This is a genomic window from Streptococcus gwangjuensis, from assembly GCF_028156745.1.
GTDB lineage: Bacteria > Bacillota > Bacilli > Lactobacillales > Streptococcaceae > Streptococcus > Streptococcus gwangjuense_A.
On sequence record NZ_JAODJG010000029.1, the window covers coordinates 56,544 to 82,136 of the forward strand.

Consider the following 25,593-nt stretch of genomic DNA (forward strand, 5'->3'; position numbering starts at 1 on the left):
TTTTTTGGTATAATAAGAAGAATAAATTGAAAGAAGGAATTCCAAAAATGGGAAAAATTGAAGTTATTAATCATCCACTGATTCAACACAAATTGTCAATCTTGCGTCGTACAGATACTTCTACAAAAGCTTTTCGTGAGCTAGTAGATGAGATTGCAATGTTGATGGGGTATGAAGTACTTCGTGATCTTCCACTAGAAGATGTAGAAATCGAAACACCAATCACAAAAACAGTTCAAAAACAATTGGCAGGTAAGAAATTGGCTATCGTTCCAATCTTGCGTGCAGGTATCGGGATGGTGGATGGACTTTTGAGCTTGGTTCCAGCTGCTAAAGTTGGCCACATTGGTATGTACCGTGATGAAGAAACGCTTCAACCAGTTGAGTACTTGGTGAAATTACCTGAAGATATTGACCAACGTCAAATTTTTGTGGTAGACCCAATGTTGGCAACAGGTGGATCAGCAATCTTGGCTGTTGACTCTCTTAAAAAACGTGGTGCATCAAATATCAAATTTGTCTGCCTTGTATCTGCTCCAGAAGGTGTTAAAGCCCTTCAAGAAGCTCATCCAGATGTAGAAATCTTTACAGCAGCCTTGGATGAACGCTTGAACGAACACGGTTATATCGTTCCAGGTCTTGGAGATGCTGGAGACCGCTTGTTCGGTACGAAATAAGATCGAAAAGAAGAATGACTTGGAAAAGAAGCTCCAGTCACGAAAGGAGGTTGAATTTTTGTTTCTGTCTGATGAAAACAGAGCAAAAATTTGACCTTTTTTGACCAAGATATTATAATAGTCTTATCTTCAGTCATTTGACCAACAAAATTAAAACTCAAAAGGAGAAATAAATGATTCCTGTAGTTATTGAACAAACAAGCCGTGGAGAACGTTCTTACGATATTTACTCACGTCTTCTCAAAGACCGCATCATTATGCTGACAGGCCCAGTTGAAGACAATATGGCTAACTCTGTTATTGCCCAATTGCTTTTCTTAGATGCCCAAGATAGTACAAAAGATATTTACCTTTATGTCAATACACCTGGTGGTTCCGTTTCAGCTGGTTTGGCAATCGTTGATACCATGAACTTTATCAAGGCCGATGTCCAAACCATTGTTATGGGAATGGCAGCATCTATGGGGACGGTCATTGCATCAAGTGGAGCAAAAGGCAAACGTTTCATGCTTCCAAATGCAGAGTATATGATCCACCAACCAATGGGTGGTACAGGTGGAGGTACTCAGCAAACCGATATGGCGATCGCTGCAGAACACTTGCTTAAAACTCGTAATACTTTGGAAAAAATCTTGGCTGAAAATTCAGGTCAGTCAATCGAAAAAGTCCATGCAGATGCAGAACGAGATAACTGGATGAGCGCCCAGGAAACACTTGAATATGGCTTTATTGATGAAATCATGGCCAACAATTCATTGAATTAATGGTGATAGAAGGCAAACTCGACTGGGTTTGCTTTTTTTGGTATAATAGGGAGAGATTTCTTAGAAAGAGGATTTATCATGTTTGAAAAAGTCAATCGATCTGGCTTGATTATCTATCTTTACTATAATCGTGATGCCAAAAAACTGCAGGATTATGGAGATATTACCTATCATTCCAAGAAACATCGTTACTTACAGCTTTATGTTCCAACTCAAGAAGTGGAGCAATTGGTCGGGCGCTTGGGCAAGGAAAAATTTATAAAAAAAGTTAGAGTTTGTCATATCCAAGAGTTGGAAACACCCTTTGTGGGCAATCTTTATCGAGAGGAAAACGTTATCATCGAAAAAGTCTAAGAAAAGTGTTGACAATTTTCTGATAATTCGGTATATTCTTAACATGCTATTTATTTAAGAATAAGGAGACAAAAAAGATGAAGAAAAAATTTGCCCTATCGTTTGTGGCGCTTGCAAGTGTAGCACTTCTTGCAGCCTGTGGAGAAGTGAAGTCTGGAGCGTCAAACGCTGCTGGTAATTCAGTAGATGAAAAGACAATCAAAATTGGATTTAACTTTGAAGAAACTGGTGCCGTAGCAGCCTACGGTACATCTGAACAAAAAGGTGCCCAACTTGCCGTTGATGAAATCAATGCTGCAGGTGGTATCGATGGAAAACAAATCGAAGTAGTCGATAAAGATAACAAGTCTGAAACAGCTGAGGCGGCTTCAGTAACAACTAACCTTGTAACCCAATCTAAAGTATCAGCAATCGTAGGACCTGCGACATCTGGTGCAACTGCAGCTGCGGTAGCTAACGCTACAAAAGCAGGTGTTCCATTGATTTCGCCAAGTGCGACTCAAGATGGATTGACTAAAGGTCAAGATTACCTCTTTATCGGAACTTTCCAAGATAGCTTCCAAGGAAAAATTATCTCAAACTATGTTTCTGAAAAATTGCAAGCTAAGAAAGTTGTTCTTTACACTGATAATGCTAGCGACTATGCTAAAGGTATTGCCAAAGCCTTCCGTGAAGCTTACAAAGGTGAAATCGTTGCAGATGAAACTTTCGTAGCAGGTGACACAGACTTCCAAGCAGCCCTTACAAAAATGAAAGGGAAAGATTTTGATGCTATCATCGTTCCTGGTTACTACACTGAAGCTGGTAAAATTGTAAACCAAGCGCGTGGTATGGGAATTGACAAACCAATCGTTGGTGGTGATGGATTCAACGGTGAAGAGTTTGTACAACAAGCAACTCCTGAAAAAGCATCAAACATCTACTTTATCTCAGGCTTCTCAACTACTGTAGAAGTTTCAGCTAAAGCAAAAGCTTTCCTTGATGCTTACCGTGCTAAGTACAACGAAGAGCCTTCAACATTTGCAGCCTTGGCTTATGATTCAGTTCACCTTGTAGCAAACGCAGCAAAAGGTGCTAAAAACTCAGGTGAGATTAAGGACAACCTTGCTAAAACAAAAGACTTTGAAGGTGTAACTGGTCAAACAAGTTTCGATGCAGACCACAACACAGTCAAAACTGCTTACATGATGACCATGAACAATGGTAAGGTTGAAGCAGCAGAAGTTGTAAAACCATAATAGAAAAATGTTGAAATAGGGAATGAGCCTCGGACTCACTCCCTGTTTCGATGTTTAAGAACCTATCAAAAAATGAGGGAAAACCCTCAAAATTATATATAGAAAGAGTGAATCTTATGCTCCAACAACTAGTAAATGGTTTGATTCTAGGCAGTGTTTATGCGCTATTAGCCCTAGGATATACCATGGTTTACGGAATTATCAAGCTCATCAACTTCGCCCACGGTGATATTTATATGATGGGAGCCTTTATCGGTTATTTCTTGATTAATTCTTTTCAAATGAATTTCTTTGTAGCTCTTATTGTAGCTATGTTAGCGACAGCCGTTCTTGGTGTCGTGATTGAATTCCTTGCTTACCGACCTTTGCGCCACTCCACTCGTATTGCTGTTTTGATCACAGCTATTGGGGTTTCCTTCTTATTGGAGTATGGAATGGTCTATCTGGTTGGTGCCAATACCCGTGCCTTCCCTCAAGCGATTCAAACAGTTCGCTATGATTTGGGACCAATTAGCTTAACAAATGTGCAGTTAATGATTTTGGCCATTTCCTTGATTTTGATGATTTTGTTACAGGTTATTGTCCAAAAGACCAAGATGGGGAAAGCCATGCGTGCAGTATCCGTAGATAGCGATGCAGCGCAATTGATGGGGATCAATGTAAACCGTACTATCAGCTTTACCTTTGCTTTGGGTTCTGCTCTTGCGGGTGCAGCTGGTGTTCTGATTGCCCTCTATTATAACTCTCTTGAGCCTTTGATGGGGGTTACTCCAGGTCTTAAATCTTTCGTTGCCGCAGTACTTGGTGGTATCGGAATCATTCCTGGTGCTGCTCTTGGTGGTTTTGTGATTGGTCTATTGGAAACCTTTGCGACAGCCTTTGGGATGTCAGACTTCCGTGATGCCATTGTTTATGGAATCTTGTTGTTGATCTTGATTGTCCGTCCAGCTGGTATCCTTGGTAAAAATGTGAAAGAGAAGGTGTAAACGATGAAAGAAAATTTAAAAGTTAATATTCTATGGTTACTCCTTTTGTTAGCTGGCTATGGCTTGATTAGTGTACTGGTTTCAGTTGGAGTACTTAATCTATTCTATGTACAGATTTTACAACAAATTGGAATTAATATTATTCTGGCTGTTGGTCTCAACTTAATCGTTGGTTTTTCAGGACAATTTTCACTTGGTCATGCTGGTTTCATGGCGATTGGTGCCTATGCAGCAGCTATTATTGGTTCTAAATCACCAACCTACGGTGCCTTCTTTGGAGCCATGCTTATAGGTGCTTTGCTTTCAGGAGCAGTTGCCTTACTTGTCGGAATTCCAACCTTGCGTTTGAAGGGGGACTATCTTGCAGTAGCAACTCTAGGTGTTTCTGAAATTATCCGTATCTTTATCATCAATGGCGGAAGCCTTACAAATGGTGCGGCAGGTATCTTGGGAATTCCAAACTTTACAACTTGGCAAATGGTTTACTTCTTTGTCGTGATTACAACCATTGCAACCTTGAACTTCTTGCGTAGTCCAATTGGTCGTTCGACCCTCTCCGTTCGTGAGGATGAAATCGCTGCTGAGTCAGTTGGGGTTAATACGACTAAAATTAAAATTATCGCTTTTGTCTTTGGTGCCATTACTGCAAGTATTGCAGGGTCACTTCAGGCAGGATTTATCGGTTCAGTTGTACCGAAAGATTACACTTTCATCAACTCAATCAACGTTTTGATCATTGTTGTATTTGGTGGACTTGGTTCAATTACAGGTGCGATTGTTTCAGCTATTGTTCTTGGAATTTTGAATATGCTTCTCCAAGATGTTGCTAGTGTACGTATGATTATTTACGCTTTGGCCTTGGTATTGGTAATGATTTTCAGACCAGGTGGACTTCTTGGAACATGGGAATTGAGCCTATCACGTTTCTTTAAAAAATCTAAGAAGGAGGAACAAAACTAATGGCATTACTTGAAGTAAAACAGTTAACCAAACATTTTGGCGGTCTAACAGCTGTTGGAGATGTGACTCTTGAATTAAACGAAGGGGAATTGGTTGGGCTAATCGGTCCAAACGGAGCTGGTAAAACCACTCTTTTCAATCTTTTGACCGGTGTTTATGAACCAAGTGAGGGAACCGTTACCTTAGATGGTCACCTTTTGAATGGGAAGTCACCTTATAAGATTGCCTCTTTGGGACTTGGACGTACTTTCCAAAATATCCGTCTCTTTAAAGATTTAACAGTTTTGGACAATGTTTTGATTGCTTTTGGCAACCATCACAAACAACATGTTTTTGCTAGTTTCTTACGCTTACCAGCTTTTTACAAGAGTGAAAAAGAATTAAAGGCTAAAGCTTTGGAATTGTTGAAAATCTTTGATTTAGATGGTGATGCAGAGACCCTTGCTAAAAACCTCGCCTACGGACAGCAACGTCGCTTGGAAATTGTTCGTGCCCTTGCTACAGAACCTAAAATTCTCTTTTTAGATGAACCAGCAGCAGGTATGAACCCACAGGAAACAGCGGAATTGACTGAGTTAATTCGTCGTATCAAAGATGAATTTAAAATTACAATCATGTTGATTGAACACGATATGAATCTGGTCATGGAAGTAACAGAACGCATCTACGTACTTGAATATGGTCGTTTAATTGCTCAAGGAACTCCAGACGAAATTAAGACCAATAAACGCGTTATCGAAGCTTATCTAGGAGGTGAAGCCTAATGTCTATGTTAAAAGTTGAAAATCTTTCTGTGCATTACGGTATGATCCAAGCAGTCCGTGATGTAAGCTTTGAAGTTAATGAAGGAGAGGTTGTTTCCCTTATCGGTGCCAATGGTGCTGGTAAGACAACCATTCTCCGTACCTTGTCTGGTTTAGTTAGACCAAGCTCAGGAAAGATTGAATTTTTAGGTCAAGAAATCCAAAAAATGCCAGCTCAGAAAATCGTGGCAGGTGGTCTTTCACAAGTTCCAGAAGGACGCCACGTCTTTCCTGGCTTGACTGTTATGGAAAATCTAGAAATGGGAGCTTTCTTAAAGAAAAATCGTGAAGAAAATCAAGCTAACTTGAAGAAAGTTTTCTCACGCTTTCCTCGTCTTGAGGAACGGAAGAACCAAGATGCAGCCACTCTTTCAGGAGGGGAACAACAAATGCTTGCCATGGGACGCGCTCTTATGTCAACACCAAAACTTCTTCTTTTAGATGAACCATCAATGGGTCTTGCCCCAATCTTTATCCAAGAGATTTTTGATATCATTCAAGATATCCAGAAACAAGGAACGACCGTCCTCTTGATTGAACAAAACGCTAATAAAGCACTCGCAATCTCTGACCGAGGCTATGTACTGGAAACAGGAAAAATTGTCCTATCCGGAACAGGAAAAGAACTCGCCTCATCAGAAGAAGTTAGAAAAGCGTATCTTGGTGGCTAAACTAGTCTTGGAGACTAGTTTAGGTTGCAAATGAAGATTACGAAGTAATCTTCATTAATAGTCCGGGGGACCTTTTTAGTCGGCAGATAGAGATTGAAAACAAATCTGCATCTACATTGAAAGGTTAATATCTAATAATTGAAAAATCTAATGAAAGGTATCTCATCTTCATTCATAGAGCTCGATTTCAGAGCTCTTTTTGCTAGCATATTCATACTTTTCTGAATTTTGAAAAAGAAATGTAAGCGTTTGATAGATTTACAAAAAGGTTGTATAATAAGGATAAGAATAGAAAAGGAGAAGTTTCATGGCAGTTAAAGATTTTATGACCCGCAAGGTAGTTTATATTAGTCCAGATACAACAGTATCTCATGCGGCAGATTTGATGAGAGAGCAAGGCTTGCACCGCTTGCCTGTTATCGAAAATGATCAATTGGTTGGTTTGGTAACTGAAGGAACCATTGCCCAAGCTAGTCCCTCAAAAGCAACAAGTCTTTCTATCTATGAGATGAACTATCTTCTGAATAAGACCAAAGTAAAAGATGTCATGATTCGTGATGTTGTAACTGTTTCAGGCTATGCTAGTCTAGAAGATGCAACTTATTTGATGTTGAAAAACAAGATTGGTATTCTTCCTGTAGTAGATAACCATCAAGTCTATGGAGTTATTACGGACCGTGACGTTTTCCAAGCCTTTCTTGAAATTGCTGGTTACGGTGAAGAAGGAATTCGTGTGCGCTTTGTTACAGAAGATGAAGTCGGTGTTCTCGGAAAGATTGTTTCTTTGATTGTAGAAGAAAATTTGAATATCTCCCATACAGTTAATATTCCGCGTAAAGATGGTAAGGTAATTATCGAAGTTCAAATCGATGGATCAATCGATTTACCAGCCTTGAAAGAAAAATTTGAATCAGAGAATATTCAAGTAGAAGAAATCACTCGTACTTCAGCAAAAGTCTTGTAATAAGGGAAGCCGAAAGGCTTCTTTTTACGTGTAATAAGGGATTAGAGCAAAAGATGGAAAGAAATGATAGATTATGGTATAATAAAACGATACAATAAAGGAGTATTTATGGACATTTCAGAAATTCGTCAGAAAATTGACGCAAATCGTGAAAAATTAGCTTCTTTCAGGGGGTCTCTTTGACCTCGAAGGTTTAGAGGAAGAGATTGCCATCTTGGAAAACAAGATGACAGAGCCTGATTTTTGGAACGATAATATCGCGGCCCAAAAAACGTCGCAAGAATTAAATGAATTAAAAAACACTTACAACACCTTCCACAAAATGGAAGAATTGCAGGATGAAGTCGAAATTTTATTGGACTTTTTAGCTGAAGACGAGTCATTGCATGAAGAACTGGTAACGCAGTTAGCCGAACTTGATAAGATGATGACCAGCTATGAGATGACCCTTCTCTTGTCAGAACCTTATGACCATAATAATGCCATCTTGGAAATCCATCCAGGATCTGGTGGTACAGAGGCACAAGACTGGGGTGATATGTTGCTTCGTATGTACACTCGCTATGGCAATGCCAAAGGCTTTAAAGTGGAAGTATTGGATTACCAAGCAGGAGATGAAGCTGGTATCAAGTCAGTAACCTTATCTTTTGAAGGACCTAATGCCTATGGTCTTCTCAAGTCAGAAATGGGTGTACACCGTTTGGTACGAATTTCACCATTTGACTCTGCTAAACGTCGCCACACCTCTTTCACATCTGTAGAAGTGATGCCAGAATTGGATGATACTATTGAAGTGGAAATCCGTGAAGATGATATCAAGATGGATACCTTCCGTTCAGGTGGTGCTGGTGGACAAAACGTCAATAAAGTTTCAACAGGGGTGCGTTTGACACACATTCCTACGGGAACTGTCGTTCAGTCAACGGTCGATCGTACCCAATATGGAAATAGAGATCGAGCTATGAAGATGTTACAGGCCAAGCTCTATCAAATGGAGCAAGAAAAGAAAGCTGCGGAAGTCGATTCCCTCAAGGGTGAGAAAAAGGAAATCACATGGGGAAGTCAAATCCGTTCTTATGTTTTCACGCCTTATACTATGGTAAAAGATCATCGAACTAGCTTTGAAGTTGCGCAGGTAGATAAGGTTATGGATGGAGACCTAGATGGTTTTATCGATGCTTATCTCAAGTGGCGAATCAGCTAAGATAGAAAGGAACTCACATGTCAATCATTGAAATGAGAGATGTTGTCAAAAAGTATGATAACGGAACGACAGCTTTGCGAGGTGTCTCAGTCACTGTTGAACCCGGGGAATTTGCCTATATCGTAGGTCCGTCAGGAGCTGGGAAGTCAACATTTATTAGAGCTTTGTACCGCGAAGTAAAAATCGAAAAAGGAAGCTTATCTGTTGCTGGTTTTAATCTGGTTAAAATTAAGAAGAAAGATGTCCCACTTCTACGTCGTAGTGTCGGGGTAGTCTTTCAGGATTACAAACTCTTGCCAAAGAAAACTGTTTATGAAAATATTGCCTATGCAATGGAAGTAATCGGTGAGAGCCGTCGTAACATCAAAAAACGTGTTATGGAAGTTTTAGACTTGGTTGGATTGAAGCATAAGGTTCGTTCTTTTCCAAATGAACTTTCGGGGGGAGAACAACAGCGTATAGCGATTGCGCGTGCCATTGTAAACAATCCAAAAGTATTGATTGCGGACGAACCAACAGGAAACTTGGACCCAGATAATTCATGGGAAATTATGAACTTGCTGGAACGCATCAATCTCCAAGGTACAACTGTCTTGATGGCGACCCACAACAGTCAGATTGTAAATACCTTACGCCACCGTGTCATTGCCATTGAAAATGGCCGTGTCGTTCGTGACGAAGCTAAAGGAGAATATGGATACGATGATTAGTAGATTTTTTCGTCATTTATTTGAATCATTAAAAAGTTTGAAACGAAATGGCTGGATGACAGTAGCAGCTGTCAGTTCGGTTATGATTACTTTGACTTTAGTTGCAATATTTGCATCTGTTATTTTTAATACAGCTAAACTCGCTACAGATATTGAAAACAATGTCCGAGTAATGGTATACATTCGTAAGGATGTAGCTGATAATAGCGAGACCATTGAAAAAGAAGGTCAAACCGTTACAAATAATGACTACCATAAGGTATACGATGCTTTGAAAGGTATGTCAACCGTTAAAAGTGTTACCTTTTCAAGTAAAGAAGAACAATATGAAAAGTTGACCGAAACAATGGGGGACAACTGGAAAATCTTTGAAGGGGATGCCAATCCACTCTATGATGCATATATTGTTGATACCAACACGCCAAGCGATGTAAAGACAGTAGCAGAAGAGGCTAAGAAAATTGAAGGTGTATCAGAAGTTCAAGATGGTGGTGCTAATACAGAACGCTTGTTTAAGTTAGCCTCATTTATTCGTGTCTGGGGACTAGTTATCGCGGGATTATTGATTTTCATTGCGGTGTTCTTGATTTCTAATACTATTCGTATCACCATTATTTCACGAAGCCGTGAAATTCAAATCATGCGTTTAGTAGGTGCTAAGAACGGCTATATCCGTGGACCTTTCTTGCTTGAAGGTGCCTTCATTGGTTTGCTTGGAGCAACTCTTCCGTCAGTTCTGGTATTTATTGTCTATAAAATGGTTTACCAATCGGTTAATAAGTCATTGGTTGGTCAGAACCTTTCAATGATATCACCAGAGGTATTCAGTCCACTTATGATTGCTCTATTATTTGTGATTGGAATTTTTATCGGTTCAATCGGATCAGGAATTTCAATGCGCCGATTCCTGAAAATCTAAAATAAAATAGAATTATATTTGAGGAGATTTTAATATCTCCTTTTTTACTACAAAAATTTTAGAAAAAAGTCTCCTTTTTTTTGTAAAAGCCTTTACAAAAAAAATTAAAGTGGTATAATTAAATCATAAAAGGTGCAAACGTTTTCGTAAAACGTTTGCCTAAATAAAAATAAAGGAGATTTGAATGATGAAAGATACATTCAAAAATGTCTTGTCTTTCGAGTTTTGGCAAAAATTCGGTAAGGCTTTGATGGTGGTTATCGCGGTTATGCCGGCTGCTGGTTTGATGATTTCAATCGGTAAGTCTATCGTGATGATTAACCCAACCTTTGCACCACTTGTAATCACTGGTGGAATTCTTGAGCAAATTGGTTGGGGGGTTATCGGTAACCTTCACATTTTGTTTGCCCTAGCCATTGGAGGTAGCTGGGCTAAAGAACGTGCTGGTGGTGCTTTCGCCGCTGGTCTTGCCTTCATCTTGATTAACCGTATCACTGGTACAATCTTTGGTGTATCAGGAGATATGTTAAAAAATCCAGATGCTATGGTAACTACTCTATTCGGTGGTTCAATCAAAGTTGCTGATTACTTTATCAGTGTTCTTGAAGCTCCAGCCTTGAACATGGGTGTATTCGTAGGGATTATCTCAGGTTTTGTAGGGGCAACTGCTTACAACAAATACTACAATTTCCGTAAACTTCCTGATGCACTTTCATTCTTTAACGGAAAACGTTTTGTACCGTTTGTAGTTATTCTTCGTTCAGTAATTGCTGCAATCGTACTTGCTGCATTCTGGCCAGTAGTTCAAACAGGTATCAATAGCTTTGGTATCTGGATTGCTAACTCACAAGAAACTGCTCCAATCCTTGCACCATTCTTGTATGGTACATTGGAACGTTTGCTCTTGCCATTTGGTCTTCACCACATGTTGACAATCCCAATGAACTATACAGCTCTTGGTGGTACTTATGAGATTTTGACAGGTGCAGCTAAAGGTACTCAAGTATTTGGTCAAGATCCACTTTGGCTTGCATGGGTAACAGACCTTGTAAACCTTAAAGGTACTGATGCTACTCAATACCAACACTTGTTAGATACTGTTCACCCAGCACGTTTCAAAGTTGGACAAATGATCGGTTCATTCGGTATCTTGATGGGTGTGATTGTGGCTATCTATCGTAATGTTGATGCTGATAAGAAACACAAATACAAAGGTATGATGATTGCGACAGCTCTTGCAACATTCTTGACAGGGGTTACTGAACCAATCGAATACATGTTCATGTTCATCGCAACACCTATGTATCTTGTTTACTCACTTGTTCAAGGTGCGGCCTTCGCTATGGCTGACGTCGTGAACCTACGTATGCACTCATTTGGTTCAATCGAGTTCTTGACTCGTACACCTATTGCGATTAGCGCTGGTATAGGTATGGATATCGTTAACTTCGTTTGGGTAACTGTTCTCTTTGCTGTAATCATGTACTTTATCGCAAACTTCATGATTCAAAAATTCAACTACGCAACTCCAGGGCGTAACGGAAACTACGAAACTGCTGAAGGTTCAGAAGAAGCTAGCAGCGAAGTGAAAGTTGCAGCTGGTTCTCAAGCTGTAAACATTATCAACCTTCTTGGTGGACGTGCAAACATCGTTGATGTAGACGCATGTATGACTCGTCTTCGTGTAACTGTAAAAGACGCTGACAAAGTCGGTGATGCAGAACAATGGAAAGCAGAAGGAGCTATGGGTCTTGTCATGAAAGGACAAGGAGTTCAAGCTATCTACGGTCCAAAAGCAGACGTATTGAAATCTGATATCCAAGATATCCTTGATTCAGGTGAAGTTATTCCTGAAACTCTTCCAAGTCAAATGACAGAAGCACAACAAAACACAGTTCACTATAAAGGTATTACTGAGGAAGTATACTCAGTAGCTGATGGTCAAGTTGTTGCCTTGGAACAAGTAAAAGATCCAGTGTTTGCTCAAAAAATGATGGGTGACGGATTTGCTGTTGAACCTGCAAACGGAAACATTGTATCTCCAGTTTCAGGTACTGTATCAAGCATCTTCCCTACAAAACATGCTCTTGGTCTTGTGACTGAAGCAGGTCTTGAAGTACTTGTTCACATTGGTTTGGACACAGTAAGTCTTGAAGGAAAACCATTTACAGTTCATGTTGCTGAAGGACAAAAAGTTGTAGCAGGTGACTTACTTGTTACTGCTGACTTGGACGCTATCCGTGTAGCAGGTCGTGAAACTTCAACAGTAGTTGTCTTCACAAATGGTGACGTTATTAAATCAGTTAAATTAGAAAAAACAGGTTCTCTTGCAGCTAAAACAGCAGTTGCTAAAGTAGAATTGTAATATACTTGAGGTTGGAAGCTGTATTCCAACCTCTTATTTTGGGAGAAAAGAATGAAATTTTTAACACTCAATACTCACAGTTGGATGGAGAAAGAAGCAGAGGAAAAATTCCAGATTTTGCTTGAGGATATTCTTGAAAAGGACTATGATTTGATTTGTTTCCAAGAAATCAATCAGGAGATCACCTCTTCAGCGGTGGAGGTTAATGACCTTTATCAAGCTTTGCCAGCAGCTGAGCCTATTCACAAAGATCACTATGTTAGACTCTTGGTTGAAAAGTTGTCTGAGCAAGGGAAAAATTACTATTGGACCTGGGCCTATAACCATATCGGTTATGACCGTTACCATGAAGGTGTGGCTATCTTGTCTAAAACACCTATTAAAGCCAGAGAAATTTTGGTTTCAGATGTGGATGATCCAACAGACTACCATACTCGCCGTGTTGCCCTGGCTGAAACTGTAGTTGATGGTAAGGAGTTAGCAGTTGCCAGTGTCCACCTCTCTTGGTGGGATAAAGGTTTCCAAGAAGAATGGGCACGATTTGAGGCTGTCTTGAAAGAATTGAACAAGCCACTTTTGCTTGCTGGAGATTTCAATAACCCAGCTGGTCAGGAAGGTTACCAAGCAATTTTAGCTAGTCCATTAGGCTTACAAGACGCATTTGAAGTTGCTCAAGAGAAAAGTGGTAGTTATACTGTTCCACCAGAAATTGATGGATGGAAGGGGAACACTGAACCTCTTCGAATCGACTATGTTTTTACTACCCAAGAGTTAGCCGTAGAACATTTACATGTTGTATTTGATGGCAATAATAGTCCGCAAGTCAGTGATCACTATGGCTTGAGTGCTATTTTAAACTGGAAATAATGACTGAAAAGAGGTTGGAATTATAACATTCCAGCCTTTTTCTGACTAGAGAAGCTACTGAAATGGAATAAAATGTGGTATAATTGAACAGATAGATAGAATCGAGGATATTATGTCATTTACGAAATTTCAATTTAAAAACTATATTAGTGAAGCCTTGGAGGAGTTGAAATTTACAACTCCAACAGAGGTGCAAGACAAGTTGATTCCGATTGTTTTGGCAGGTCGTGACCTAGTCGGTGAATCAAAAACAGGTTCAGGTAAGACTCATACTTTCTTGTTACCGATTTTCCAGCAATTAGATGAAGCTAGTGATAGTGTACAGGCAGTGATTACTGCACCGAGCCGTGAGTTAGCTACTCAAATTTACCAAGCAGCTCGTCAGATTGCAGCCCACTCAGAAGTGGAAGTTCGTGTGGTTAATTATGTGGGGGGGACAGATAAGGCCCGCCAAATTGAGAAATTAGCAAGCAATCAGCCTCATATAGTTATCGGTACTCCAGGTCGTATCTATGACTTGGTTAAATCTGGTGATTTAGCTATTCACAAGGCCAAGACCTTTGTGGTCGATGAGACAGACATGACCTTGGATATGGGATTCTTAGAAACTGTTGATAAGATTGCTGGCAGCCTTCCAAAGGACTTGCAATTCATGGTCTTCTCAGCGACTATCCCACAAAAACTGCAACCATTCTTGAAAAAATACTTGTCAAATCCTGTTATGGAGAAAATCAAGACCAAAACGGTCATTTCTGACACTATTGATAATTGGTTGATTTCGACAAAAGGACGCGATAAGAATGCTCAAATTTACCAGTTGACTCAGTTGATGCAACCTTATTTGGCAATGATTTTTGTTAACACTAAAACGCGTGCTGATGAATTGCATGCATACTTGACTGCTCAAGGCTTGAAGGTGGCAAAAATCCATGGGGATATTGCCCCTCGTGAGCGCAAACGTATCATGAATCAGGTGAAAAATCTGGATTTTGAGTACATTGTCGCAACAGACTTGGCAGCGCGTGGGATTGACATTGAAGGTGTCAGCCATGTCATTAATGATGCCATTCCACAAGATTTATCTTTCTTTGTGCACCGTGTTGGTCGTACTGGACGAAACGGTCTACCAGGTACGGCTATTACCCTCTATCAGCCAAGTGATGACTCGGATATTCGTGAGTTGGAGAAATTGGGAATCAAGTTTACTCCTAAGATGGTCAAAGACGGAGAATTTCAAGATACCTATGACCGTGATCGTCGTGCTAATCGTGAGAAGAAGCAAGATAAGCTTGATATCGAAATGATTGGTTTGGTTAAAAAGAAAAAGAAAAAAGTCAAACCGGGTTATAAGAAAAAAATTCAATGGGCGGTGGATGAAAAACGCCGCAAAACCAAGCGCGCTGAAAATCGTGCTCGTGGTCGTGCAGAGCGTAAAGCAAAACGTCAAACATTTTAATAACAATTGTTGGAGTGCTGAGCTCCAATTTTTTTATTTATGAGAACGAAATATCTACATTGAAACACTACATTAAAGACTGCAAATTACGCTTAAAAATGGTATAATGATAAAGTTATATAGTCCCGATAAGATGGTAGGCATTTATCACTAATAGTTTTCCTATCAGTACTTTGTAACTCGCAAAGAATGACGGCTCTAAAGTCGCTCATCATTCTACGGATGCTGCTATAGGGCAGTCATCCTATGCGCCTTACTAGCTTCAGAAATAAAAAAGTATCGTTTTTATTTCTTTTGCGTCGTAACTCTTATAGTATAAAAATACCTATCAGTACTTTGTAACTCTATAACACTATTTTTAAGGGGGGACATTTTTATGTCAGAACGTAAATTATTCACGTCTGAATCTGTATCTGAGGGGCATCCAGATAAGATTGCAGACCAAATTTCAGATGCGATTTTGGATGCTATTTTAGCTAAGGATCCGGAGGCACACGTTGCTGCTGAGACAGCTGTATACACTGGATCTGTCCACGTTTTTGGTGAAATTTCTACAAATGCCTATGTAGATATTAACCGTGTGGTTCGAGATACCATTGCAGAGATTGGCTACACCAATACAGAATATGGTTTTTCTGCTGAGACTGTAGGAGTACATCCATCTTTGGTGGAACAATCTCCTGACATTGCTCAAGGTGTTAACGAAGCCTTGGAGGTTCGTGGAAATGCAGACCAAGATCCACTTGATTTGATTGGTGCTGGAGACCAAGGGCTCATGTTTGGATTTGCAGTGGATGAAACAGAAGAGCTCATGCCTTTGCCAATTTCACTCAGTCATAAATTGGTTCGTCGTTTGGCAGAACTTCGTAAGTCTGGGGAAATCAGCTATCTTCGCCCAGATGCTAAATCACAAGTTACAGTTGAGTATGATGAAAATGATCGTCCAGTACGTGTGGACACAGTCGTGATTTCAACTCAGCACGATCCAGAAGTTAGCAACGAACAAATTCACAATGATGTCATTAACAAGGTTATCAAAGAGGTTATTCCAGCCTCTTACTTGGATGAGCAAACAAAATTCTTCATCAATCCTACTGGTCGTTTTGTAATCGGTGGACCTCAAGGGGACTCAGGTTTGACTGGTCGTAAGATTATCGTAGATACTTATGGGGGCTACTCTCGTCATGGTGGTGGTGCCTTCTCTGGTAAGGATGCGACTAAGGTGGACCGTTCTGCGTCATATGCGGCTCGATATATTGCAAAGAATATCGTTGCAGCGGGTCTTGCTAAGAAGGCAGAAGTGCAATTGGCCTATGCTATCGGTGTTGCGCAACCTGTCTCTGTTCGTATCGATACCTTTGGTACAGGAACAGTAGCTGAAAGTAAGCTTGAAAAAGCAGCCCGTCAAATCTTTGACCTTCGCCCTGCAGGAATTATCCAAATGCTGGACCTCAAGCGTCCAATTTACCGTCAAACAGCGGCTTATGGACACATGGGACGTACAGATATTGACCTTCCATGGGAACGTTTGGACAAGGTAGATGCTTTGAAAGAAGCAGTAAAATAGATAAGAAAACCAACGTTTTGAACGTTGGTTTTTGTAAATATGAGCTATCCTTTTTAATAGGTCAGTAAATTGCTAGCCTGTTATAATTTATTCATTGTTTTTAAAAATGCCCAGTTACCAATTGATTTTGAACCGTATTCTAGATCTATAAAGTCTAGTAGTCCATAATCGTTTTTTTCGTAGAATGAGGCATTTCTAGCTGTATTAGTTATGAGACCCAAGTTCTTACAGCCTTTTGATTTGACATAAGGTTCAATCCCTTGTGTCAGAAAAGTACTGCCTATTCCCTGCCCCTTACTTTCTATATTGACAGCTAAGGCCATCAAATACCAATCAAACTCTCCAGATTTTTCTAAATGCTTTTTGGAACGTTTTACAAAGTCAAAGTATTTAAGGAGATTTTGTGGTCGAATGTAGCGAAAAATGTTTGTTCCTCCATTTCGTAGATAGGATAGTATACAGAAATCTTTTTGTTGCAAAAGGGCGACTGCAAGTAAGTCTCCATCCTGTTCCGCAATTAAACAGTTTCCCTTCTTAATATAGACTCTAGTAAGCAGAATTTGCAACGTTTCTACAAAAGCAGGATAGGAGTCAGGTTTCTTCAAATCATCAGTTATAATCGTTAAAAAGGGATAGTCAAGAAAGGAATTGGCTAATAATTTTCCAATTTTTTCGCTTTCTTCAATTCTTGCCTCTCTATATATGATGTCTCCCATGTTTGTCTCCTTAATTATCTACAAAATCTTGTATGACAAGATTTTATAGATAAAAAATTGGAGATGATTTAAAAAGCTAAATAAACCTAATTTTGTTCCATAAGGTTCAAAGCACTTTCTAATCTCTCCAAGATTTTATTTGGTTGGAATCGAAATTCCAATTAATTTTTCTGAATAGAGGGTTTTGATATTGGCCTCATCAATAGAGTCCTTATCAATTTTACGTTTCAAGAAAAATTCTTGAATAGCTTCGATTTCAGGTTCACGAATAGCGCGGTGTTTATTTGAGATGAGGATTTCATAGTGAAGCGGAGCTTGAGTAAAAATAACATCTGTATTCCCTGCAGAATAGACCTCAACAAGGGTTGCATCTGTACTTTCTAGCTGGCTTTTAACAAGTTGCGAGTGTGAGTTTGTCGTATTGATTAGCTTCATAACATTTCCTCCGATTTTCTAATTCTATTATAGCACTTTTTGAATAAAGTAGCTTAATTTAGTCAATCTTATGTTGTTTTTTCCAAGATTCAATAGCCCATTTATGGCTACCACGTTTGAGATTTTCAATAGCCTCGTCAATAGGGAACCAGGCAATATGATTAAAGTCCTCTAGTGGTTTTTGCACTTCTTTGAAAGAAGTTGCTTCATAGAGGTAGGCTGGATTGTAGTAGTAGGTGTCACGGTGACGAGAATAGAAATATTCGTCAGCTTGTCCGTAATAGGTACCAATTTCAGCTGTAAAGCCAAGCTCTTCAATCAATTCACGTTTTAGGGCTTCCTGATGGTTCTCACCAGCTTCAATTTCGCCACCTGGTAGGAACCAAGCGCCATTGGGTGCTTGAACAAGAACAATTTGTTTTTGTTCAGCATCAGGTATAACTGCATATACGCCATAGCGTGAAACATAGTCTGTATTCGCTTTTTTTTCTCCGAAAGTTGGGTTTGCCATTGCATTTTCCTCATTATCTATTATCTTTATTATTATCTTAATGGACAAAGGCCTAGCTGTCAAGAATTTATAGTTATTTTAGTAAAAAGGAGCAGAAAATTTTCATTTTCTACTCCTTTTCTATAGGATTTATACTTCTTTTTCAGAAGTCTTTACTTCAGCTTTTTTGGCAGATTTGATTTGAATGTTACCCTTGCTGGTCATCACTGCCTTGAGGTCTTTTTCGCTTGGATTTTCAAGGTAGTAGTCAGTGATTGCGTCCTCAATATAGTCTTGAATAGTACGACGAAGTGGGCGTGCTCCCATTTTTGGATCATAACCAAGGTCAACCAATTTTTCCTTGACCTTGTCGGTTACATCCAAATGAATGTTGTTGCTAGAAAGACGTTTGTTAACATCTGCAAGCATAAGCTCGACAATCTGAAGGAGGTTATCTTTGCTGAGAGCCTTAAATTCGATAATACCATCAAAACGGTTCATAAACTCTGGGCTAAAGAAGTTACCGAGTTCACCAAGAACAGAGTTGGTACGTCCTTCTCTAGCAGCACCAAATCCAACGCTAGCTTCTGCCTTACCTGTACCTGCATTTGAAGTCATGATGATGATGGCGTCCTTGAAGCTAACGGTACGTCCTTGTCCATCTGTTAAACGACCATCGTCCAAGACCTGGAGGAACATATGCATGACATCTGGATGGGCTTTCTCTACTTCATCCAAGAGAATAAGAGAGTAGGGATTGCGGCGGACTTTTTCAGTTAATTGCCCAGCCTCGTCATAGCCGACATAACCTGGAGGGGCACCGACTAATTTCGCCACACTGTGTTTTTCCATATATTCACTCATATCAAAGCGAATCATGCTGTCAGCAGAACCAAAGAGTTCGATAGCTAATTGTTTGGAAAGTTCTGTCTTACCGACTCCAGTTGGCCCAACGAAAAGGAAACTTCCGATTGGGCGGTTAGGGGTACCGAGACCGACACGATTACGGCGAATAGCCTTGGCAATCTTATCGACAGCATCATCTTGTCCAATAACATGAGACTTGAGGTCTTCGGCTAGATGGATGAGTTGAGATTGTTCTTTCTCTTTTAAATCACCAACAGGAATATTGGTTTTCTGCTCGATAATGTGCTCAATGGTTTTCTCACTAATGATAGGAGTATCTTGGTCTGTGACCTTTTTCTTTTGCATTTCCTTATACTTGGCAATCTGGTCACGGAAGTAGGCGGCCTTCTCAAAATCTTCTTCTCGTGTAGCTTGAGATTTAAGATTTTCAGCCTCAATCAAGCGCTGATCGATTACTTTAGGATCCACAAAATTCAAGGTCAAGTTCATCTTAGAACCAGCTTCATCTAGGAGGTCAATGGCCTTGTCAGGCAAGAAGCGATCTTGGATGTAGCGATTGGACAGAGTTGCAGCTGCTTCAATTGCAGCATCGGTATACTGAACGTGGTGGTAGTCTTCGTATTTCTTTTGAATGCCTTTGAGGATAGTAATTGTTTCCTCCACTGTTGGTTCATCCACTTTAACAGGTTGCATACGACGCTCTAGGGCTGCATCTTTTTCAATGATACGGTATTCATTGAGGGTAGTAGCACCGACCAATTGCAGCTCTCCACGAGCAAGGGCGGGCTTGAGGATATTTCCTGCATCCATATTGCCATCGCCCGCAGAACCAGCACCGACAATTTCATGGATTTCATCGATAAAGAGGATGATGTCCTCACGTTTGCGAATTTCTTCCATGAGTTTTTGCATGCGTTCTTCAAATTGTCCACGGATACCCGTTCCTTGAACTAAGCTAACCACATCCAGACGGATGACTTGTTTTCCTTGTAGTTTATGGGGAACATCTCCATCAACTATTTTCTGAGCTAGACCTTCGACAACGGCAGTTTTTCCGACACCTGGTTCACCGATAAGAACAGGATTATTCTTGGTTCTGCGATTGAGAATTTCTATGACACGGATAATCTCATCGTCGCGCCCAATAACGGGGTCAATATCTCCACGACGGGCAATTTCAGTTACGTTGATACCAAATTCTTCCAGTAGGCCTTTTTCTTGGCTTGGTGGAGGAGTTTGAGCAGGTCCACGATTTTGGGAACCATAACCGCCATTTCCACCGTAACCTCCACCTGATTGGGTTGGGGGAGTCGGAGGAGTATTGTTAGAAGGCCTGAAATTGTTTAGGTCATTGAAGAAATCACCAAAGGGATCAAAGTCACGATTGTTCAGATCCGTAATACCTTTAAAGAGGCTATTGTTAGGATCTGTCTTGATAATCTTATAGCAGTTTTGACAGAGGTCAATTTGTTTTTGCTTTCCATTGAGATTGGTATAAAGATGAATCGTTGAGTCATTGATTTTACAGTTTTGACAAAGCATACATCTACCTCATTTCTTTATTTAGCCTGACCTGTTTAATGGTCAAAAATAGTCAAATTTCTATACTCTCATTATAACAGGATTGGGGTGTAAAGCAAGTAAAAAGATTGCAGCTTTGAGAAGTTGTTACAATGAAGAACTTTGTGGATTTGGACTATAAAAAAATCCTATTTGTGAGACAAAAAGGATTTTGGTTAGACATGCAGGGTGTAATCCCAGCTTGTTTTGTATTAGTAAAGAAGTTCGTAAATTTCCATTGCAATCAAGTCAATGCTATCAAACGTATAAGTTTCGCGAGCTTCGACATCACGAAGGGTAAAGATTGAGCCGTTTTCTTCGTCGTGACTGTATGCAACTTCTGCAACAACAACTCCTTCGCGTTCAAAATTACGTTTTAAATTTCCGCCGTCTTTTGCCATTGCTTCAAGGCGGTTGATGATTCTAACCAAATGTGATTCCATTTTGATTCTCCTTCATTTCTTATCGTTACTATTTTACCATAAAGGAGGCCAACTTGCCTAGAAAAAACTAAGATTTCTCGCTAATTCTACTAGCTTAAAGTTTTTTTGAATAAATTAGACAAAAGATTTGAATTTTAATTCAATTGATGTTATAATCATACAGTATTCTATTTTAGAAAGCAGTGTGACTATGAATTTTTCTTTTTTACCTAAGTATTTACCTTATTTTAACTATGGGGCTGTTGTGACGGTTCTCATTTCTATCTGTGTTGTCTTTTTGGGAACTATTTTGGGTGTTGTCTTGGCTTTTGGGCAACGTTCAAAGTTTAAACCGCTTGTTTGGCTAGCCAACTTGTACGTTTGGATTTTCCGCGGGACGCCAATGATGGTTCAGATTATGATTGCCTTTGCTCTTATGCATATCAATGCTCCGACTATTCAGGTTGGGATTTTAGGTGTTGACCTTTCTCGTCTGATTCCAGGGATTTTGATTATCTCTATGAACAGTGGTGCCTATGTTTCTGAGACTGTTCGGGCCGGAATCAATGCGGTTCCTAAGGGGCAGTTAGAGGCGGCTTATTCTTTAGGGATTCGTCCTAAAAACGCGATGCGCTATGTGATTTTGCCACAAGCTATCAAAAATATCTTGCCAGCATTGGGGAACGAATTTATCACGATTATCAAGGATAGTTCCCTCTTATCAGCTATCGGTGTCATGGAGCTGTGGAATGGGGCTACAACAGTTTCCACAACAACCTATCTACCTTTAACACCACTTTTATTTGCTGCATTTTACTACTTAATTATGACTTCTATTTTGACAGTGGCCTTGAAAGCTTTTGAAAAACGTATGGGACAAGGAGATAAGAAATAATGACAGAAACCTTGATAAAAATTGAAAATTTACATAAATCCTTTGGAAAGAATGAAGTATTGAAGGGCATCAACCTCGAGATTAAAAGAGGAGAAGTTGTCGTTATCATCGGTCCTTCAGGGAGTGGGAAATCTACCTTGCTTCGCTCTATGAATTTGTTGGAAGAAGCGACCAAGGGGAAGGTTATCTTTGAGGGAGTCGATATTACGGACAAGAAGAATGACCTCTTTGCCATGCGTGAGAAGATGGGCATGGTTTTCCAACAATTTAATCTCTTTCCTAATATGACTGTGATGGAAAATATCACCTTGTCTCCTATCAAGACCAAAGGTGAAAGTAAGGAAGTTGCTGAGAAGAGAGCTCAGGAACTTTTGGAAAAAGTTGGTTTACCAGATAAGGCAACTGCTTATCCACAGAGTTTGTCAGGTGGGCAGCAACAACGGATTGCTATTGCACGTGGTTTAGCTATGGAACCTGATGTTTTGCTCTTTGACGAGCCAACTTCAGCCCTGGACCCTGAAATGGTAGGTGAGGTGCTGGCGGTTATGCAAGACCTAGCCAAGTCAGGAATGACCATGGTTATCGTAACTCATGAAATGGGATTTGCGCGTGAGGTTGCAGATCGTGTCATCTTTATGGCAGACGGTGTGGTTGTTGAAGATGGAACACCTGAACAGATTTTTGAACAAACCCAAGAACAACGAACTAAGGACTTCTTGAGTAAGGTTTTATAAGTTAGCTTTGCTGAGCTGTTTGTAATCAGTTTTAAACTTTCAAGAGAAGATTAGTAAAAAACTAGGCTCAATACCAGTCAAGTGGAACTTACTTTGAGAAGTTACCCCCCTTATTAATAACATCCATAAATTGGATATTAGGATTTTTAATATAAAGTAGTTTTGTGTTAAAATATAATTGTTCCATATGATTCTCTCTAATGATGGTTTGGTTGCTTTTCATTATAGATTATATGGGGCTTTTTTCTACAAGAAAATAGGTTTCATAGTATTTATAATAGATTTACCCACTACAAATAGTATAGAGCATTTTTTATGTGGAAAACTCAGGGAAATCATCGCTTTTTTAAGGAAAAAATGGTATAATGAAAGCTATGAAATATCACGATTACATCTGGGATTTAGGTGGAACTTTACTAGATAATTATGAAACTTCAACAGCTTCATTTGTTGAAACTTTAGCGCTGTATGGTATTACACAAGACCACGACAGTGTCTATCAGGCTTTAAAGGTTTCTACTGATTTTGCGATTGAGACATTCGCTCCCGACTTAGATCATTTTTTAGAAAAGTACAAGGAAAATGAAGCCCGAGAGCTAGAACACCCGATCTTATTTGATGGAGTTGCTGACTTATTGGAAGACATTTCAAATCAAGGTGGGCGTCATTTTTTAGTCTCTCATAGAAATGATCAGGTCTTGGAAATTTTAGAAAAAACCTCTATAGCAGCTTATTTTACTGAAGTGGTGACTTCTAACTCAGGTTTTAAGAGAAAACCAAACCCTGAGTCCATGATTTATTTAAGAGAAAAGTATCAGATTAACTCTGGTCTTGTAATTGGTGATCGACCGATTGATATCGAAGCAGGTCAAGCTGCAGGACTAGCTACCCACTTGTTTACCAGTATCGTGAATTTAAGACAAGTATTAGATATGTAAGAAAAAGGAATAAGATGACAGAAGAAATTAAAAATCTGCAGGCACAAGATTATGATGCCAGTCAAATTCAAGTTTTAGAGGGCTTAGAGGCTGTTCGTATGCGTCCAGGGATGTATATCGGGTCAACCTCAAAAGAAGGTCTTCACCATCTAGTCTGGGAAATTGTTGATAACTCAATTGATGAGGCCTTGGCAGGATTTGCTAGCCATATTCAAGTCTTTATTGAGCCAGATGATTCGATTACTGTTGTCGATGATGGGCGTGGTATCCCAGTCGATATTCAGGAAAAAACAGGTCGACCTGCCGTTGAGACTGTCTTTACTGTCCTGCACGCTGGAGGAAAGTTTGGTGGTGGCGGATACAAGGTCTCAGGTGGTCTTCACGGAGTGGGGTCTTCAGTAGTTAATGCCCTTTCCACTCAATTAGACGTTCATGTCCACAAAAACGGTAAGATTCATTATCAAGAATACCGTCGTGGTCATGTTGTTGCTGATCTTGAGGTGGTTGGAGATACGGATAAAACTGGAACAACGGTTCATTTTACACCAGACCCAGAAATTTTCACTGAAACAACCACTTTTGACTTTGATAAATTAAATAAACGTATTCAAGAATTAGCCTTTCTAAATCGTGGTCTTCAAATCTCCATTACAGATAAGCGTGAGGGGTTAGAACAAACTAAGCATTACCACTATGAAGGTGGGATTGCTAGTTACGTTGAATATATCAATGAGAATAAGGATGTAATCTTTGATACACCAATCTACACAGATGGTGAGATGGATGATATCACAGTTGAAGTAGCCATGCAGTACACAACGGGTTACCATGAAAATGTCATGAGTTTCGCAAACAATATTCATACTCATGAAGGTGGAACGCATGAACAAGGTTTCCGTACGGCCTTGACACGTGTTATCAACGATTATGCTCGCAAGAATAAGTTGCTTAAAGACAATGAAGACAACTTGACAGGGGAAGATGTCCGCGAAGGATTAACTGCAGTTATTTCAGTTAAACACCCAAATCCACAATTTGAAGGACAAACCAAGACCAAACTGGGAAATAGCGAAGTGGTCAAGATTACCAATCGCCTCTTCAGTGATGCCTTCTCTGATTTCCTAATGGAAAATCCACAGATTGCCAAGCGAATCGTGGAAAAAGGAATTTTGGCTGCCAAGGCTCGTGTAGCTGCCAAGCGTGCGCGTGAAGTCACTCGTAAAAAATCTGGTTTGGAAATTTCCAACCTTCCAGGTAAACTAGCAGATTGTTCTTCAAATAATCCTGCTGAAACAGAACTTTTCATCGTCGAAGGAGACTCAGCTGGTGGATCAGCTAAATCTGGTCGTAACCGTGAATTTCAAGCTATCCTTCCAATTCGCGGTAAGATTTTGAACGTTGAAAAGGCAAGTATGGATAAGATTCTAGCTAACGAAGAAATTCGTAGTCTTTTCACAGCGATGGGAACAGGATTTGGTGCAGAATTTGATGTTTCAAAAGCTCGTTACCAAAAACTTGTTTTGATGACTGATGCCGATGTCGATGGAGCCCACATTCGTACCCTTCTTTTGACCTTGATTTATCGTTATATGAAACCAATCCTAGAAGCTGGCTATGTTTATATCGCTCAACCACCAATCTATGGTGTCAAGGTTGGAAGTGAGATTAAAGAATATATCCAGCCAGGAGCAGACCAAGAAATCAAACTCCAAGAAGCCTTAGCCCGTTATAGTGAAGGTCGTACCAAACCGACCATTCAGCGTTATAAGGGGCTAGGTGAAATGGACGATCATCAGTTATGGGAAACAACCATGGATCCTGAGCATCGTTTGATGGCTAGAGTTTCTGTGGATGATGCGGCTGAAGCAGATAAAATCTTTGATATGTTGATGGGGGATCGAGTAGAGCCTCGTCGTGAGTTTATCGAAGAAAATGCCGTCTATAGTACACTTGATGTCTAAAAAATCGGGAGAACTAGTTCCCTTGGTCTAAAAAATATGATATAATCATTACGATTGTTTCAAGTAAAAA

25 protein-coding genes are annotated in these 25,593 nt (G+C 39.8%); 20 read left to right on the forward strand and 5 right to left on the reverse strand.

Features of this window, described 5'->3' with window-relative positions; genetic code table 11:
- Nucleotides 1-47 precede the first annotated feature (47 nt).
- The 16 genes from upp (at nucleotide 48) to metK (ending at nucleotide 16,505) form a co-directional block, all read left to right on the forward strand.
- Nucleotides 48-677, forward strand: coding sequence for a uracil phosphoribosyltransferase (upp, locus tag N5909_RS02615; RefSeq protein ID WP_000515974.1), 630 nt, complete (start codon nucleotides 48-50; stop codon nucleotides 675-677).
- Between the two features lie 173 nt (nucleotides 678-850).
- Nucleotides 851-1,441, forward strand: a complete 591-nt coding sequence (gene clpP / locus N5909_RS02620; protein ID WP_000613475.1) for an ATP-dependent Clp protease proteolytic subunit ClpP — start codon at nucleotides 851-853, stop codon at nucleotides 1,439-1,441.
- 78 nt (nucleotides 1,442-1,519) lie between these two features.
- Nucleotides 1,520-1,795 (forward strand): YlbG family protein, encoded by a 276-nt coding sequence (locus N5909_RS02625; RefSeq protein WP_000462122.1) that lies wholly within the window; start codon nucleotides 1,520-1,522, stop codon nucleotides 1,793-1,795.
- Nucleotides 1,796-1,872: 77 nt separating this feature from the next.
- Entirely contained in the window at nucleotides 1,873-3,033 is a 1,161-nt protein-coding gene (locus tag N5909_RS02630) for an ABC transporter substrate-binding protein (protein WP_000726117.1), read from the forward strand.
- 116 nt (nucleotides 3,034-3,149) lie between these two features.
- On the forward strand, nucleotides 3,150-4,019 hold the full coding sequence (locus N5909_RS02635) for a branched-chain amino acid ABC transporter permease (RefSeq protein ID WP_033677574.1): 870 nt from the start codon (nucleotides 3,150-3,152) through the stop codon (nucleotides 4,017-4,019).
- 3 nt (nucleotides 4,020-4,022) lie between these two features.
- Entirely contained in the window at nucleotides 4,023-4,979 is a 957-nt protein-coding gene (locus N5909_RS02640; RefSeq protein WP_000662286.1) for a branched-chain amino acid ABC transporter permease, read from the forward strand.
- Nucleotides 4,979-5,743 carry an ABC transporter ATP-binding protein gene (locus N5909_RS02645; RefSeq protein ID WP_001185997.1) on the forward strand — a complete coding sequence of 255 codons (765 nt, stop codon included), beginning with the start codon at nucleotides 4,979-4,981 and terminating at the stop codon, nucleotides 5,741-5,743. Before N5909_RS02640 ends, N5909_RS02645 begins: the two co-directional genes overlap by 1 nt.
- The gene (locus N5909_RS02650) at nucleotides 5,743-6,453 is read left to right on the forward strand and encodes an ABC transporter ATP-binding protein (RefSeq protein WP_000062219.1); all 711 of its coding nucleotides are present in this window, start codon (nucleotides 5,743-5,745) and stop codon (nucleotides 6,451-6,453) included. The genes N5909_RS02645 and N5909_RS02650 overlap by 1 nt, the downstream gene beginning before the upstream one ends.
- Nucleotides 6,454-6,760: 307 nt before the next feature.
- A complete protein-coding gene (locus tag N5909_RS02655) occupies nucleotides 6,761-7,417 on the forward strand; it encodes a CBS domain-containing protein (RefSeq protein ID WP_000268666.1) in 657 nt (218 codons plus the stop codon).
- A 108-nt stretch (nucleotides 7,418-7,525) separates the two neighbouring features.
- Nucleotides 7,526-8,621 (forward strand): peptide chain release factor 2 gene (prfB, locus tag N5909_RS02660; protein ID WP_152548230.1). Its coding sequence is split into 2 segments (ribosomal slippage): nucleotides 7,526-7,597 and nucleotides 7,599-8,621, totalling 1,095 coding nucleotides; the frame shifts between segments, so codons are not numbered across the junction.
- 17 nt (nucleotides 8,622-8,638) lie between these two features.
- Nucleotides 8,639-9,331, forward strand: a complete 693-nt coding sequence (gene ftsE, locus N5909_RS02665; protein ID WP_120718873.1) for a cell division ATP-binding protein FtsE — start codon at nucleotides 8,639-8,641, stop codon at nucleotides 9,329-9,331.
- Nucleotides 9,324-10,250, forward strand: coding sequence for a permease-like cell division protein FtsX (ftsX, locus tag N5909_RS02670; RefSeq protein ID WP_000625545.1), 927 nt, complete (start codon nucleotides 9,324-9,326; stop codon nucleotides 10,248-10,250). Before ftsE ends, ftsX begins: the two co-directional genes overlap by 8 nt.
- A 184-nt stretch (nucleotides 10,251-10,434) precedes the next feature.
- On the forward strand, nucleotides 10,435-12,615 hold the full coding sequence (locus N5909_RS02675) for a PTS transporter subunit IIBC (protein WP_261117292.1): 2,181 nt from the start codon (nucleotides 10,435-10,437) through the stop codon (nucleotides 12,613-12,615).
- 51 nt (nucleotides 12,616-12,666) lie between these two features.
- Complete coding sequence (locus N5909_RS02680) at nucleotides 12,667-13,482, forward strand: endonuclease/exonuclease/phosphatase family protein (protein ID WP_271630756.1); 816 nt, start codon at nucleotides 12,667-12,669, stop codon at nucleotides 13,480-13,482.
- A gap of 112 nt (nucleotides 13,483-13,594) precedes the next feature.
- Nucleotides 13,595-14,938 (forward strand): DEAD/DEAH box helicase, encoded by a 1,344-nt coding sequence (locus N5909_RS02685; protein WP_271630757.1) that lies wholly within the window; start codon nucleotides 13,595-13,597, stop codon nucleotides 14,936-14,938.
- Nucleotides 14,939-15,314: 376 nt separating this feature from the next.
- Nucleotides 15,315-16,505 (forward strand): methionine adenosyltransferase, encoded by a 1,191-nt coding sequence (gene metK, locus N5909_RS02690; RefSeq protein ID WP_000003942.1) that lies wholly within the window; start codon nucleotides 15,315-15,317, stop codon nucleotides 16,503-16,505.
- A gap of 80 nt (nucleotides 16,506-16,585) precedes the next feature.
- On the opposite strand, the gene N5909_RS02695 is transcribed toward metK, so the two are convergent.
- From N5909_RS02695 to N5909_RS02715, 5 genes are all read right to left on the reverse strand, one after another.
- A complete protein-coding gene (locus tag N5909_RS02695) occupies nucleotides 16,586-17,221 on the reverse strand; it encodes a GNAT family N-acetyltransferase (RefSeq protein WP_261116589.1) in 636 nt (211 codons plus the stop codon).
- Nucleotides 17,222-17,356: 135 nt separating this feature from the next.
- On the reverse strand, nucleotides 17,357-17,656 hold the full coding sequence (locus tag N5909_RS02700; protein ID WP_000767189.1) for a DUF1827 family protein: 300 nt from the start codon (nucleotides 17,654-17,656) through the stop codon (nucleotides 17,357-17,359).
- Nucleotides 17,657-17,714: 58 nt separating this feature from the next.
- Nucleotides 17,715-18,167 carry an NUDIX hydrolase gene (locus tag N5909_RS02705; RefSeq protein ID WP_261116588.1) on the reverse strand — a complete coding sequence of 151 codons (453 nt, stop codon included), beginning with the start codon at nucleotides 18,165-18,167 and terminating at the stop codon, nucleotides 17,715-17,717.
- 129 nt (nucleotides 18,168-18,296) lie between these two features.
- Nucleotides 18,297-20,555: an ATP-dependent Clp protease ATP-binding subunit gene (locus N5909_RS02710; RefSeq protein WP_000882498.1), complete on the reverse strand. Its 2,259-nt coding sequence runs from the start codon at nucleotides 20,553-20,555 to the stop codon at nucleotides 18,297-18,299.
- Nucleotides 20,556-20,785: 230 nt separating this feature from the next.
- A complete protein-coding gene (locus N5909_RS02715) occupies nucleotides 20,786-21,016 on the reverse strand; it encodes a DUF1797 family protein (protein ID WP_000443570.1) in 231 nt (76 codons plus the stop codon).
- Nucleotides 21,017-21,206: 190 nt separating this feature from the next.
- Between N5909_RS02715 and N5909_RS02720 the strand changes: the two genes are divergently transcribed.
- From N5909_RS02720 to gyrB, 4 genes are all read left to right on the forward strand, one after another.
- Nucleotides 21,207-21,890 carry an amino acid ABC transporter permease gene (locus N5909_RS02720; protein WP_001011642.1) on the forward strand — a complete coding sequence of 228 codons (684 nt, stop codon included), beginning with the start codon at nucleotides 21,207-21,209 and terminating at the stop codon, nucleotides 21,888-21,890.
- A complete protein-coding gene (locus N5909_RS02725) occupies nucleotides 21,890-22,624 on the forward strand; it encodes an amino acid ABC transporter ATP-binding protein (RefSeq protein WP_000140957.1) in 735 nt (244 codons plus the stop codon). Before N5909_RS02720 ends, N5909_RS02725 begins: the two co-directional genes overlap by 1 nt.
- A 374-nt stretch (nucleotides 22,625-22,998) precedes the next feature.
- Nucleotides 22,999-23,562: an HAD family hydrolase gene (locus N5909_RS02730; RefSeq protein ID WP_031237667.1), complete on the forward strand. Its 564-nt coding sequence runs from the start codon at nucleotides 22,999-23,001 to the stop codon at nucleotides 23,560-23,562.
- A 14-nt stretch (nucleotides 23,563-23,576) separates the two neighbouring features.
- Entirely contained in the window at nucleotides 23,577-25,523 is a 1,947-nt protein-coding gene (gene gyrB, locus N5909_RS02735) for a DNA topoisomerase (ATP-hydrolyzing) subunit B (RefSeq protein ID WP_000134041.1), read from the forward strand.
- The last annotated feature ends 70 nt before the right edge of the window (nucleotides 25,524-25,593 follow it).